Here is a 12,768-nt window from a genome sequence, read left to right as displayed (position 1 = left end):
GAAGCGATCCATGATCGAGATCAAGAACGTCACCCGCAGCTACGGCGCGTTCAAGGCGCTCGACGACGCCTCCCTGACCATCCGCGAAGGCGAGTTCTTCTCGCTGCTCGGTCCCTCCGGTTGCGGCAAGACCACGCTGCTGCGCATGATCGCCGGCTTCGACAATCCGACCAGCGGCTCGATCTCGGTCGGCGGCCAGCCGATGGAAGGCATCCCGGCCAATCGCCGGCCAACCAACATGGTCTTCCAGAGCTATGCGATCTTCCCGCATCTCAATGTCGAGCAGAACGTCGCCTATGGGCTGAAGCGACTGAAGCTGCAGGGCGGCGAGGAAAAGCGCCGCGTCGAGGAGGCGCTGGCGCAGGTCTCGCTGACCGGGCTCGGCAAGCGCCTGGCCACCGAGCTTTCCGGAGGCCAGCGGCAGCGCGTGGCCCTCGCCCGCGCGCTGGTCATGCGCCCCAAGGTGCTGCTGCTCGACGAACCGCTGTCGGCGCTCGACAAGAAATTGCGCGAGCAAATGCAGGTCGAGCTGCGCCGCCTCCAACAGGCCGTCGGCATCACCTTCGTGCTAGTTACCCACGACCAGTATGAAGCGCTCGCCATGTCCGACCGCATCGCCGTGATGTTCGGCGGCAGGATCGCGCAGGTCGCTTCGCCGAAAGAAATCTACCAGCGGCCGGTCACCCGCCAGGTCGCCGACTTCCTCGGCGGCATGAATTTCGTCAAGGCGGAGATTGTCGAGGAGAACGGCGCGTCGCTGGTCGTCGATACGCTGGGCTTCGGCCGGATCAAGACCGACAAGCCGAAGGCTTTTGTGCGCAATGGCGGCGGCGCCACGCTCGGCATCAGGCCCGAGCGCCTGCGCGTGCTGTGGGACAATGCGACGGCCAAGTTCGAGGTCGCCGGCAAGGTGGTCGAACGCCACTATTTCGGCGAGATCACCCATCTGATTGTCGAGATACCGGGCCTGGAAAAGCCGCTGTCGGTGACCGAAACCAACGATTTCGGTGCCGACGACATACCGGTGGGAACCTCTATCCGCCTCGCCTACGACCCGGAAGCGCTGGTGGCGATGGCCGACTGAACTTCCGTGATGATATTGCGCGCGGCGATCCGCCCGGCGACGACCGCGCCTTCGACATAGCCCGGAAATGACGGCGACAGTTCTGAACTAGCGAAATGCATCGCTGGCGCGCCGGCTCGGATTATACGCTCGGCGTCGGTCGCATCCATGTCGACGATGAGGTCGCTGTAGCCGCCAACGCTGCCTTCGTCGTCGAACCAGTATCGGACGGCAAAGCCGACCCATTTTGCAGCTTCTGGACCGAGTGCCGCAACGAGACGCGCCGCAATTCTGGTGCGGAGGCCCTCCTGCCCAAAGCCACGCCATTCCATGGCAGACGGACCGCCAATGAAAACCACCAGCGCCGGATGATCGTCATCCTTGCTGGCGTCGCAGGCAAACAAACCCGGCTGGTCGCGCCACATCACCATGCCGCTCAAGCCCTTGGCTCGCCAGAAGGCGGTGGGATAGCGCACCAGTACCTTGATCACCGTACCGCTCCGCCAGACGCCGAGTGCTTTCTCCAGGGCCGCCGGCAGTGGCGGCGAATAGTCGATCCTCGACGCCATGACTGGCGGCACGGCGACGAGCAGGCAACGAGCCCCTATCGAACCCGCGCCGGCATGGACGGACACGCCATTTGCGTCTTGCTCGATGCGCGTGACATGCGCGCCAAGCCGCACCCGGCCGCCCAGATCTCGAGCCAAATCCTCCGCCAGCGAATGCATCGTCTCTGCGAGAAAGTATTGCAGCTCCGACACCTCGTTGGTGATACGGCGATCATTGTCGATGAGGTGCCAAAGCGGCAGCTTCTCCAGTGCTTGGCACCATAGACCTTCGATCATCGAGCGAAAGGCTGCCTTGCCGTCCTCGGGGTCGTCCTGGCGATCGAGCCACGCGGCGACTGATAAGCCGGCGATATCAGGATCATCAGGCGCGATCGCGTTCATGCGATCGCGGATCCCCATCGAGCCGACATAGGTTCGTTCCGCCTCTCGGGCAGACATGGCCGGCTGGGCGACGAATTCGCCGTCGACATAGGTCTCGACCAGCGTCTTGCCGTGCTCCTCAACCAACGCCATCAGCGCCGGCATATCCTCGCACAGGAACTGACCGCCGCTGTCGATACGCTCTCCGTCGCCTATCTCCATGGACTCGACCCGCCCGCCGACGCGATCGTGTGCTTCGAGCAGGAAGAAATCGATGCCGGCTGCCTTCAGCTCAAGTGCTGCCGACAGGCCGGTGAAGCCGGCGCCGACGATGACGACATCGGTTCTTTCCGGTTCGCTGTTCAATAGCCGGCCTTCATCTTCTCGAACTCGGCGACCATGCGCTGCTTAAGCTCCGGCGTCACCGGCTGCTGGAACAGCGTCTTGTCGAGAAACTTGTCGAGATTGTCTAAGCCGCGCTCGGTCAGCACCTTGTGGTCGATCGCTCCCATGCCGGCGCCATTGCCGTGGCCGTAGCCGAAGGTCTTGACCAGGTAGTCCGACACGCCGGGTGCATTGACGGCGCTCAGAAATTCATAGGCTTCGTCGAGCTTGCCGGGCGCGTCCTTCATCAGCACATAACCGCACACCCAGGTGGAAATCCCTTCCTTGGTGTCGCGGTTCATGGCGATCGGCGTGCCTTGCCCTTTGAGCGTCACGAAGGTCTCGTTCCAGCCCCAGACGAGATCGACCTCATTGCCGATAAAAGCTTGGTTGAGGTCGGTGTCGTCGGTCCAGTAGAAGCGGATGTTCTTGTGCACGTCGCGCAGGAAGGCGGATGCCTCCTGGAACTGCGCGTCGGTCATCTTGGTCCAGTCCTTGAGGCCGATCACCAGGCTCGCCAAGGCATAGGCGTCGTCGACATTGTCGCCGATGGTGACGCGGCCCTTGAACTTGGGATCGGCGAAGATCCTGAGCGATTGCGCCTCTTCCGCCGTCACCTTGTCGGTGCGGTAGAGCAGCGAGGTATTGCCCCAGTCGAACGGCATGAACCAGGCCTTGCCGTCAGCGGTGACAGCGAGATCCTTCATCGCCATGATGCCGGGATTGAGGTCCTTCCAGCCTGATATCCTGGAGGTGTCGAGCGGCTGCAGCATCCCGGCCTCGCGCCATTTGACAACGCTTTGCGAGCAGGGGTGGGCGATGTCGGCCTTGAAGCCCGCCCGCATCTTCTCGAACGCTTCGTCCTCGTCGCCGAAGAAAGCGAAGGTCGGTTCGGCGCCGTATTTGGCGGTGTAGGCGGGATACAGCAGCGGATCTTCATAGCCCGACCAGTCGAACACCACGAGATCGCCGCCGCCTTCGGCGGAGGCATAGACCGCGCCGGCACCGATCATGCACGCGGCGGCAAGGGCAAGGCGGCGTAGCATCGATTTCATGGCTGAGAATTCCCCCGGTCGCGAAAACATCACCGCCAGGTTAGGAGAATTCCCAGACTTTGGCGAGCCCGTCTGCCGCCCGATGGGCGCGCAGACGGGACGCCCAGAACTGGGCTCAGTAGCCGGCTTTGATCTTCTCGAACTCGGCGATCATCTTCAGCTTGAGGTCGGACGGCACCGGCGACTGGAACAGCGTCTTGTCGACGAATTTCTGCACGTCGTCATAGCCCTTTTCCTTCAGCACCGCCTGATCGACGCCGGCCATGCCCTTGGCGTTGGCCTGGCCATAGCCCCAGTCCTTGACCAGCACCTTGGCGGTCTCCGGATCGTCGACCGCGTTCAGATAATCATAGGCCTTGTCGATGTTGCCGGGCGCGTCCTTGAACAGCACATAGCCGCAGACCCAGGTCGAGATGCCTTCGTCGGTGTCCTTCTTCGCCATGATCGGCACGCCGGCGGCGACCGACTGTACGGTGGCGTCATTCCAGGCCCAGGCGAGGTCGACCTCGCCACCGCTCAGCAGCTGCACGACGTCGGTGGTGTCGGTCCAGTAGGAGCGGATGTTCTTATGCACCTGACGCAGGAAATCGGATGCCTGCTTGAACTGGTCGTCGGTCATCTTGGTCCAGTCCTTGACGCCGATGGCGAGGCTCGCCAGCGCATAGGCGTCGTCGACATTGTCGCCGATCGACACTCTGCCCTTGAACTTGGGATCGGCAAAAGCCTTCAGCGATTGCACGTCCTTGGCGTCGATCTTGGAGGTATTGTAGGTGAGCTGGGTATTGCCCCAGTCCCAGGGCATGAACCACGCCTTGCCGTCCGGCGTGGTGGCAAGGTCCTTCATCGCCATGATGCCGGGATTGAGGTCTTTCCAGCCTGTGATCTTCGACGTGTCGAGCGGCTGCAGCAGGCCGGCCTCGCGCCATTTCACCACGCTCTGCGAACAGGGATGGCCGAGATCGGCCTTGAAGCCGGAGCGAACCTTCTCGAACGCCTCGTCCTCGTCGCCGAAGAAGGCGAAGGTCGGCGAGTCGCCGTTCTTCTCGACATATTTCGGATGGAAGCCGGGGTCCTCGTAACCGGACCAGTCGAACACGACCAGGTCCTTGTCGGCGGCGACTGCCTGTGCTGCGGCCGAAGCCGCCAGCGCACCAGTCAGCGCCAGGGTCAATGTCAGGCGTCGGGTCAGTTTTTTCATTGTTCCATCCTCTGCTTTGTTCTGGTGTTCTTATGGTTTCGTGGTGCCGGCGGCCTTCGACGGATAGTGTTTCGGGAAGGCCGCCGACAGGAATTCGTTGGCTGCTTGCAGCGCGCTCTCGCGGGTGGTGTCCTCGGTCCCCATCATCAACCGCAGCCACAGCCCTTCGAGCATGGCGCTGAGCGCCAGTGCCATCACCTGCGGTTCATAGGCATAACCGCCGCTCTGCTTGAGCGTCACGCACAGGTCGATGAAGATGGTCTGATAGACGGCATCGCGCGCACTGCTCAGCGCCTGATAGGTCGGCCGCGACTTGGCCTCGCCCCAAAAGGCGCACCAGGCGGCGAGCTTTCGCTTGTTACAAATCGAACGGTCGAAATCGGCCGCGACCAGGGCCTGGAGCTGATTGGCGGGGTCATTCCCAGCCTTCTGCAGGGCGTTGCGCCAGTGCGCCGAATACTCGTCATACATATGCTGCAAGGTCGCGATGAGCAGCTTTTCCTTGCTCTCGAAATGGAAATTGACGATGCCGCGCGACAGGCCCGCGCCGTCGGCGACATCGGCCATCGTCGTTTCCGAATAGCCGCGCTTGGCCAGTGAATCGATCGTCGCCTCGATGAGCTGAAGCTGCCTGACCTCCTTCGAGGCCTTGCGCCCTCGCTTTTCGGCCTCGCTTCTCCGCGCCGATTCAAGGAGGGCTTCCTTGGCGACTGTTGTCTTCATGGGTCTGATGGTCTCCAGCATCGCCGGCTATCCAACCGGCTTTCGACCGCGAAGATGAGTGGGACGGTGTTCACCACTGTCAAGCACCTTCTGCATGGCTTCCCAGGTTCGTATGTTCTTGTCGACATAGGCTGCGCCAACAGCGGCCGCGACCGTTGGATAGAGCGGCCCCTTCAGCTTCTCCAACTCGCCGCGCGCGACATCGCGATACCAGGGATTGCGGTCCCTGACGGTGACATCGGCGAAGCCGGCGCGACGCATCGCCTGCGCATAGCGTGCCGGCGATGCCATGGCGAAGGAGAGCCCTTCGGCCGCGATATAGGCCTTCATCTCGGGCGATGGCTCACTGTCATGCGAGATCATCCAGTTGGAGGCGGCAAAGACGCCGCCCGGCCTGAGCACCCGGAAGATTTCGGCAAACAGCGCGTCCTTGTCCGGCGCATGCAGCAGTGCATCCTTGGAGAACACGATATCGAAGGAGCGATCGGCGAAAGGCAGCCGCCCCGGCGGTGCCTGGATGAAGCTGACACGATCCGCGAGCCCTCGCGCAGCGGCCCGTTGTCTCGCCGTCTCGATCACCGGCTGTTCAACATCGAAACCGGTGGCCTGGGCGGCACCGTGGCGCTCGACCAGATGCAGCGTGATACCGCCTGAGCCGCAGCCGATGTCGAGGATCGTCTTGCCCTTGAGCGAAAGCCCTTCGACCACCCGGTCGACCTCATCAGGCCCGCCGGGCGACAGATAGCCATCGCCCCACAGCGCCTCGAGGAAGCGGATGGCGGTGTCGTCATACTCCGGCTCGGCATCTGCCCTTTCGATCATCGGATGTCGTCCCGTCAGCCGATTTCAGAACTTTAGAACGCCGGCAAAGCGTAGCGCATGTCAGGGAAAACGCAACACCATTTGTTGAACATTCATTCAATATGGCTGGACAAAATGCCGGCTGCCATGCCAAATTCCACGCATTCGGGAACAGATCACGCAAAAATGAAGAGCGGGTCGCACGGGAAGACTTGGCCAAAATGAAAGCTTGGGACGCGATCATCATCGGCGGCGGACATAACGGCCTTGTCAACGCCTGCTATCTGCAGCGCGCCGGCCTCGACGTGCTGGTGGTCGAGAAGAACGACTGGGTCGGCGGCGCCGCCACCAGCCGCGAACTGACGCCGGGCTTCCTCTACTCCAACTGCTCCTATGTCTGTTCGCTGTTTCGCCCCGAGATCATGCGCGACCTCGAACTGCCGCGCTTCGGCCTGCAGGTCATCTCCTACGAGGGTGGCGCGGTGTTCACCCGCGACGGCGACTACCTTGCCAACTACCGCGATCACGACGCCCACCGGCGCGAGTTCGCCCGCTTTTCCAAGCGCGACGCCGAAGCCTATGACCGTTACGCCCGCGACGTGACGCGGCAGTGCCGCTTCATCCAACCGCTGCTGATGCGCACCGCGCCCGACCCGACCAGCCTGCGGCCGCGCGACCTTGGTGAGCTGCTTTATCTCGGCAAGAAATTCGCCGGCCTGTCGGCTGAGGAAATGGCGCTGACGCTGCGCTTCTGGACCATGTCGATCTCGGAATTCCTCGACGAGTATTTCGAGACCGACGTCATCAAGGCGAACTTCGCTCTGTCCGGCATCATCGGCACCGCACTCGGGCCGATGTCGCCGGGCTCGGCTTACGTGCTTTTGCACCACTATATGGGCGAGGTCGACGGCTCGGTCGGCGCCTGGGGCTATGCGCGCGGCGGCATGGGCGCGGTGACCAAGGCACTGGCCGCATCCTTCAAGGCGTCGGGCGGAACCATCCGCACCGGCGCCGAGGTCGACCATGTGCTTGTCCAACGTGGCAAGGCCAAGGGCGTGGTGCTGGCCGGCGGTGAGGAGATTTACGGCAAGCTCGTCGTCTCCAATGCCGACGTGAAGCGCACTTTCCTCAAACTGGTCGAGGAAAAGGAACTGCCCGACATTTTCCTGCGCCGGGTCAGGAACTTCAAGATCCGCGGCTCCTCCGGCAAGGTCAACATCGCGCTCGATTCGCTGCCGGAATTCCCGGCACTGCCGAAGGATTCGCCGGTCTATCGCGGCGACATGCATTTCACCGATTCGATGGAGCGCATGGAGCGCGCCTATGACGACTGGAAGGCCGGGCGCTGGTCGGCCGACCCCTTCCTCGACATGGTCATCCCAACGACGCTCGACCCGACCATGGCGCCACCCGGAAAGCACTTCATGAGCTGCTTCGTGCAATACGCCCCGCCAAAGGTGAACGGCCGCGAATGGACCAATGCCGACCGAGACGGCTTCGCCGAAAGCGTAATTGCGCAGATCGCGGAGTATTCGCCAGGCTTCCGCGACCGCATCGTCCACATGGAGGTGCGCACGCCGCGCGAGATCGAGGCGGAAGTCGGCCTCACCGAAGGCAATATCTTCCAGGGCGAACTGACCTTCGACCAGCTTCTGTTCAACCGGCCGGTGCCGGGCTACGCGCAATACCGTTCGCCGGTTGGCGGCCTCTACATGTGCGGCTCCTCGACCCATCCCGGCGGCGGCGTCATGGGCGCCCCAGGCCGCAACGCCGCTGCGGAAATCCTGCGCGATCTTGCCAAATCCACCTCGCATATGAGCCCGGCCCATGACGTCATTTGATGCCATTGTCATTGGCGGCGGCCACAACGGCCTCGTCGCCGCTGCCACGTTGGCAAACGCCGGCCGCAAGGTGCTCGTGCTGGAAGCCCGCGCCGACGTCGGCGGCGCCGCACGCACCGAGGAATTCGCACCGGGCTTCCGGGTCTCTTCGATCGCCCATCTGCTGAACCGGCTACATCCCGACGTGGTGAAGACGCTGGAGCTGGAGAAATATGGGCTAGGGGTCGCACGCGCCGACTTCATGCCGTCGGTGGCTTTGTCGAAGGACGGCCCACCGGTGGTCCTGCATGGCGCCTATGGCGAGGTGCTGACCGGCGCCAGTCTCTCCGAGCAATCGGCATGGAAGGACCTGCGCGCGCAGCTGCTGCGCTATGCCGGCATCCTGAAGCCGTTCCTCTCCCGCCGACCGCCCGATCTCGCCGGCATGTCACTGCTCGAAACCGCTTCACTCGGCCAGACCGCGCTGGCGCTGAAGAAGCTCGGCAAGGAAGACATGCGCGACTTCCTGCGCGTGCTGCTGATGAACGTTGCCGACCTGCTCGACGAGCAGCTTGCCGATATCAGGCTGAAAGGTCTGCTAGCCTTCGATGCGACGCTTGGCAGCCACCTCGGCCCCCTTTCGCCGACCTCATTGCTCGGCCTTTACTATCGGCTGGCCGGCGAGACCGCCGGTGCGGTCGGCGCCCAGGTTCTGCCAAAGGGCGGTATGGGCGCGGTCGTCGCCGCCATCCGTGCCTCGGCGGAGAAGGCTGGCGTCGAAATCCGCACATCGGCGCCCGTAGCAAAAATCATCGTCGAGAAAGGTCGCGCCGTCGGCGTCGCGCTCGACAATGGCGAGGTGCTGCGCGCCAGCACGATCGTCTCCGCCATCAATCCGGCGACGACTTTCCTCGACCTCGTTGGACCGCGCGAGATCGACACCGGCTTCATGCGAAAGGTGAAAAACATCCGCATGAAGGGCGATGCGGCCAAGCTCAACCTGGCGCTCGACCGGCCGCCGCAATTCAGCGACATCGATGCCGCCGGCCACAAGGGCCGGCTGGTCATCGCCCCCTCGCCCGATCACGTCGAACGCGCCTTTAATCCCTCCAAATATGGGGAGTTCTCGCCGGAGCCGGTGATGGAGATCACGCTGCCCAGCCTCGCCGATCCATCGCTAGCACCCAACGGCGCCTGCGTGCTGTCGGCGGTCGTGCAATACGCGCCCTATCAGTTGAAACAGGGCTGGGCTGCCGGCAAGCCGAAATTCCTAAAGGCGATCATGGCGCAGCTCGAGTCTCACGCGCCTGGCATCGGCAAGAGCGTCGTCCATGCCGAGCTTCTGACACCAGCCGATATCGAAACGCGCTACCGCATGCCGGGCGGCCACTGGCACCACGGCGAATTGCAGGCCGACCAGATGCTGATCTCGCGGCCCGTGTCAGGCTGGTCAGGCTACAACACGCCGGTCGAAGGCCTGTTCCTGGCCGGCGCCGGCTCGCATCCGGGCGGCGGTGTGTCCGGTGCGCCTGGCCTCAACGCGGCGCGACGCATCATTGCGATGAAGGGGTGACATGGTTTCTCGACTGGCCAACGTGGCACTCAACGGCGCCCCCCTCTGTCCTGCCGGACATCTCCCCCACGAGGGGGGAGATCAGAGGCTTCGGCGCCCTCACTCATTCCTGGATCGTTCGCGATTGGCGAAAGCCACGATGACGGCCAATCTCCCCCCTCGTGGGGGAGATGTCCGGCAGGACAGAGGGGGGCGCGAAGGATCGCAATCATGAATCACCAGCCCACCATCGACCCATCGGCAGCTCGCATCGCCGCCCAATCGCATTTCCGCACGCTGCGTCTGGGCACGCCGTTCCAGCCGCGTATCGACGCGCTGGCCAAAACCCAGGACTGGTACAATTGGGCCGGCTACCGCGCGCCGCACTCGCTGTGGGACGAGGAACTCGAATATTTCGCCATCCGCAGCCAGGCGGCGCTGTTCGACATTTCGCCGATGATCAAATACCGGATCGAAGGGCCGGACGCCGAAGCCTTGCTAGATCGTGTGACGCTACGCGACGTCACCAAGCTCAAACCGGGCCGCGTCCACTACACCGCATGGTGCGACGACGCGGGTTTTGTCCTCGACGACGGCATGCTGTTTAGGCTGTCATCGACGCGTTTCCGCCTCTGTTCGCAGGAGCGGCATCTGCCCTGGCTGCTCGACAGCGCCTGCGGCTTCGACGTCACAGTCGAGGAAGAGACAGAAGCCATCGCGGGCCTCGCCTTGCAAGGGCCGACTTCCTTTGCGGTGCTGCGCGATGCCGGCTTCACCGGCGTCGAAAAGCTGAAAATATTCGATCTTGCCGACTTCCCGCATGATGGGGATAGCGTCACGATTTCGCGCACCGGCTTCACCGGCGATCTCGGCTACGAACTGTTCGTGCCGGCCGGCAAGGCGCTGAGCCTGTGGGACCGGCTGATGACATCAGGTGAACTGCGCGGCATCCGCGCTATCGGTTACACCGCGCTCAACCGTGCCCGCCTCGAAGCCGGGCTAATCGTTGCCAATGCGGATTTCACCACCGCCGAGCATGCCATCCGCGCCGACCGCTTGCGCATGCCCGACGAGATCGGGCTCGGCTTCATGATCGACCTGGAAAAAGGCCATTTCAATGGCCGTCGTGCCATCCTCGAGGCTCGCACCAAACGCAAGCTGCGCCATGTGCTGGTCGGGCTGGAAATCGAGGGCAACATCCCGGCCGAACACGCCATCGTCTACCACAAGAAAGCCCAGGAGGTTGGCCTGGTCAGCGGCGCCATGTGGTCGCCGATGGCCAAGCGCAACATCGCCATCGCCTCGCTGGCGCGGCCATACGGTGATACAATTGTCGAGGACCTCTGGGTCGAGATCTACGCCATGCGCGAGCTGCAGTATCAGAAGCTGATGAAGCGGGCCAAGGTGGTGGCGCGACCGTTCATCAAGCTCGACCGCCGCACCGCCAACCCGCCGGCGGACTTCTGACCATGACCGACGAAGCCGACAAGCCTAGAGAAGATCGGGAAGCCGCCGAGCAGTGGGAGCTCGTCAACACGCCGCTCGGCGAAAAATGGTCCGGCCGCACGCGCTATGCCGCGGCCATGTTTTTCTACAAGCGCGACGAGATGAGCGCCGAAACGCTCGAAGTCTACCGCATCTGCGCACGGCTCGATTCGGAAGATCCGCTGCCGATCATTCGCGATCGCGGCGTCGGCAAGGACTGGTTGAAAAGGATCGGCTTCGAGTAGCGCTAAGCGCTATCCAATTGTCTTTTCCAGCACGCCGAGCCAGTTGCGATAGGCGATCTTTTCGATCAGCGCACGGCCGAAACCCCGTGCCGAAAAAGCATCGAGCAGCTTCGGCAGGCCGGCAACGTCGCCGATGACGGCCGGGATCATGGCCCCGTCGAAATCCGAGCCAAGGCCAACGCCGTCTTCACCCAGCGCCTGCAGCAGCGAATCGACATGGCGCACCATGATGTCGAGGCTGGTGTCGGCATTCATTCGCCCGTCCTCGCGCAGGAAGCCGGTGGCGAAGTTCAGCCCGACCATGCCGCCGGACTCGCGGATCGCGCCGAGCTGCCAGTCGGTGAGATTGCGCGAATGACCGCAGATCGCGTGCACGTTGGAATGGGTGGCGACCAGCGGCGCGTCGCTGAGTGCGGCGACATCACGAAAACCTTTCTCGTTGAGATGCGACAGGTCGATCATGATCTTCAGCTGATTGCAGGCCTTGACCAGCGCCTTGCCGGCATCGGTCAGGCCGGGCCCGGTGTCGGGCGAGGACGGAAAGCGGAACGGCACGCCGTGACCGAAGGCGTTCGGCCGGCTCCAGACGATGCCGAGCGAGCGCAGGCCGGCAGCGTGGAGCACGTCGAGCATGGTGAGTTCGGGATCGATCGCCTCGACCCCTTCGATGTGGAACACCGCCGCGATCGAACCTTGCGCCATGGCGTTGCGCACGTCGCCGGCGCTGCGGCAGACGGTGAGCGCTCCGGCCCGTTCCAGCCGAAACAGGATCGAGGCCATGGCGATCGTCGAGGTCAGCGCGTCATTGCGCGGAACCTCGGGCGGCAACGGCTCGGCATCACTCGGCGCCAAGGGCACGGCGCTGCGCCTGGATTTCTCGACAGGCGGCGGAAAGATGGCGAACATGCCGCCGGCAAAGCCGCCGGCTTTGGCACGCGGCAGGTCGATATGGCCGCCCGATTTCCCCTCGATGAACAGCTTTTCGACATCGGTGTCTTTCGACTGATAGAGTCTGAGCAACGTATCGTTGTGGCCGTCGAAGACGGGAACGAGGTCGGTTTCGGTCATAGGGGGATCATTCGGTTGGTTTGTCGGCAAGGGGCTGAGATGGATCATATCTACATAGGCAGGATGCGCCACCCGCGCAAATGCCAAAGCCACCCCCGCTGGGATGGCAGCCGCTTGTCGCGCCGTTTACGAGCGACGAAATCCCTACCGCTTCAGCACGTCGGCCCATTCCTGATGGCGGCGGAACTGGGCGTTGGCGAATGGGCAGAGCGGGATGATCTTCTTGCCTGCCGCACGCGCATCCTCGACGGCGCGGGTGACGAGCCGAAGCCCGGCGCCTTGGCCGCGAAACGCGTCCGGCACCTCAGTGTGATCGATGATGATCTGGTGCTCGCCGATCTTGGTGAAGGTCATCTCGGCTTCGGCGCCACCGGGCCCGCGAAGGACGTAGCGACCCTTGGAACCGCGATCCTCCAGTTCGATCTCAGGCAGTTGATCCGGCATC

12 protein-coding genes are annotated in these 12,768 nt (G+C 63.3%); 5 read left to right on the top strand and 7 right to left on the bottom strand.

The window, feature by feature from the left end; genetic code table 11:
- Positions 1 to 10 precede the first annotated feature (10 nt).
- Positions 11 to 1,084 carry an ABC transporter ATP-binding protein gene (locus tag NKI38_RS01375; protein WP_352654223.1) on the top strand — a complete coding sequence of 358 codons (1,074 nt, stop codon included), beginning with the start codon at positions 11 to 13 and terminating at the stop codon, positions 1,082 to 1,084.
- Here NKI38_RS01375 and NKI38_RS01370 read toward each other — a convergent pair.
- The 5 genes from NKI38_RS01370 to NKI38_RS01350 form a co-directional block, all read right to left on the bottom strand.
- Positions 1,048 to 2,358 carry a flavin monoamine oxidase family protein gene (locus tag NKI38_RS01370; protein ID WP_352654139.1) on the bottom strand — a complete coding sequence of 437 codons (1,311 nt, stop codon included), beginning with the start codon at positions 2,356 to 2,358 and terminating at the stop codon, positions 1,048 to 1,050. The genes NKI38_RS01375 and NKI38_RS01370 overlap by 37 nt on opposite strands.
- Positions 2,355 to 3,431, bottom strand: coding sequence for an extracellular solute-binding protein (locus NKI38_RS01365; protein ID WP_352654138.1), 1,077 nt, complete (start codon positions 3,429 to 3,431; stop codon positions 2,355 to 2,357). Before NKI38_RS01365 ends, NKI38_RS01370 begins: the two co-directional genes overlap by 4 nt.
- 115 nt (positions 3,432 to 3,546) lie before the next feature.
- Positions 3,547 to 4,629, bottom strand: coding sequence for an ABC transporter substrate-binding protein (locus NKI38_RS01360; protein WP_352654136.1), 1,083 nt, complete (start codon positions 4,627 to 4,629; stop codon positions 3,547 to 3,549).
- A gap of 30 nt (positions 4,630 to 4,659) precedes the next feature.
- Positions 4,660 to 5,373, bottom strand: coding sequence for a transcriptional regulator BetI (gene betI, locus NKI38_RS01355; protein ID WP_502899230.1), 714 nt, complete (start codon positions 5,371 to 5,373; stop codon positions 4,660 to 4,662).
- A 6-nt stretch (positions 5,374 to 5,379) separates the two neighbouring features.
- A complete protein-coding gene (locus NKI38_RS01350) occupies positions 5,380 to 6,174 on the bottom strand; it encodes a class I SAM-dependent methyltransferase (protein ID WP_352654132.1) in 795 nt (264 codons plus the stop codon).
- A gap of 200 nt (positions 6,175 to 6,374) precedes the next feature.
- Between NKI38_RS01350 and NKI38_RS01345 the strand changes: the two genes are divergently transcribed.
- The 4 genes from NKI38_RS01345 (at position 6,375) to NKI38_RS01330 (ending at position 11,255) form a co-directional block, all read left to right on the top strand.
- Entirely contained in the window at positions 6,375 to 7,994 is a 1,620-nt protein-coding gene (locus NKI38_RS01345) for a phytoene desaturase family protein (RefSeq protein ID WP_352654130.1), read from the top strand.
- Entirely contained in the window at positions 7,981 to 9,546 is a 1,566-nt protein-coding gene (locus NKI38_RS01340) for a phytoene desaturase family protein (protein ID WP_352654128.1), read from the top strand. The genes NKI38_RS01345 and NKI38_RS01340 overlap by 14 nt, the downstream gene beginning before the upstream one ends.
- Positions 9,547 to 9,756: 210 nt before the next feature.
- A complete protein-coding gene (locus NKI38_RS01335) occupies positions 9,757 to 10,992 on the top strand; it encodes an aminomethyl transferase family protein (protein WP_352654127.1) in 1,236 nt (411 codons plus the stop codon).
- A gap of 2 nt (positions 10,993 to 10,994) precedes the next feature.
- The gene (locus NKI38_RS01330) at positions 10,995 to 11,255 is read left to right on the top strand and encodes a hypothetical protein (RefSeq protein ID WP_352654125.1); all 261 of its coding nucleotides are present in this window, start codon (positions 10,995 to 10,997) and stop codon (positions 11,253 to 11,255) included.
- Positions 11,256 to 11,264: 9 nt separating this feature from the next.
- Here the strand turns inward: NKI38_RS01330 and NKI38_RS01325 are convergent, their stop codons facing one another.
- Positions 11,265 to 12,323 (bottom strand): dipeptidase, encoded by a 1,059-nt coding sequence (locus NKI38_RS01325; RefSeq protein WP_352654123.1) that lies wholly within the window; start codon positions 12,321 to 12,323, stop codon positions 11,265 to 11,267.
- A 144-nt stretch (positions 12,324 to 12,467) separates the two neighbouring features.
- Positions 12,468 to 12,767 (bottom strand): GNAT family N-acetyltransferase, encoded by a 300-nt coding sequence (locus tag NKI38_RS01320; RefSeq protein ID WP_109665182.1) that lies wholly within the window; start codon positions 12,765 to 12,767, stop codon positions 12,468 to 12,470.
- Position 12,768: the final 1 nt, after the last annotated feature.

This window comes from Mesorhizobium sp. M0621, from assembly GCF_040320745.1.
GTDB lineage: Bacteria > Pseudomonadota > Alphaproteobacteria > Rhizobiales > Rhizobiaceae > Mesorhizobium.
Note: the sequence above shows the minus strand (reverse complement) of the source record. Positions and strands in the feature narration are given on the sequence as shown.

What these genes read in the sequence shown, in the direction of transcription:
- NKI38_RS01375 (WP_352654223.1), top strand. Translation starts at nt 11, where the DNA reads ATGATCGAGATCAAGAACGTCACCCGCAGCTACGGCGCGTTCAAGGCG.
- NKI38_RS01365 (WP_352654138.1), bottom strand. Translation starts at nt 3,431, where the DNA reads ATGAAATCGATGCTACGCCGCCTTGCCCTTGCCGCCGCGTGCATGATC.
- NKI38_RS01360 (WP_352654136.1), bottom strand. Translation starts at nt 4,629, where the DNA reads ATGAAAAAACTGACCCGACGCCTGACATTGACCCTGGCGCTGACTGGT.
- betI (WP_502899230.1), bottom strand. Translation starts at nt 5,373, where the DNA reads ATGCTGGAGACCATCAGACCCATGAAGACAACAGTCGCCAAGGAAGCC.
- NKI38_RS01350 (WP_352654132.1), bottom strand. Translation starts at nt 6,174, where the DNA reads ATGATCGAAAGGGCAGATGCCGAGCCGGAGTATGACGACACCGCCATC.
- NKI38_RS01345 (WP_352654130.1), top strand. Translation starts at nt 6,375, where the DNA reads ATGAAAGCTTGGGACGCGATCATCATCGGCGGCGGACATAACGGCCTT.
- NKI38_RS01340 (WP_352654128.1), top strand. Translation starts at nt 7,981, where the DNA reads ATGACGTCATTTGATGCCATTGTCATTGGCGGCGGCCACAACGGCCTC.
- NKI38_RS01335 (WP_352654127.1), top strand. Translation starts at nt 9,757, where the DNA reads ATGAATCACCAGCCCACCATCGACCCATCGGCAGCTCGCATCGCCGCC.
- NKI38_RS01330 (WP_352654125.1), top strand. Translation starts at nt 10,995, where the DNA reads ATGACCGACGAAGCCGACAAGCCTAGAGAAGATCGGGAAGCCGCCGAG.
- NKI38_RS01325 (WP_352654123.1), bottom strand. Translation starts at nt 12,323, where the DNA reads ATGACCGAAACCGACCTCGTTCCCGTCTTCGACGGCCACAACGATACG.
- NKI38_RS01320 (WP_109665182.1), bottom strand. Translation starts at nt 12,767, where the DNA reads ATGCCGGATCAACTGCCTGAGATCGAACTGGAGGATCGCGGTTCCAAG.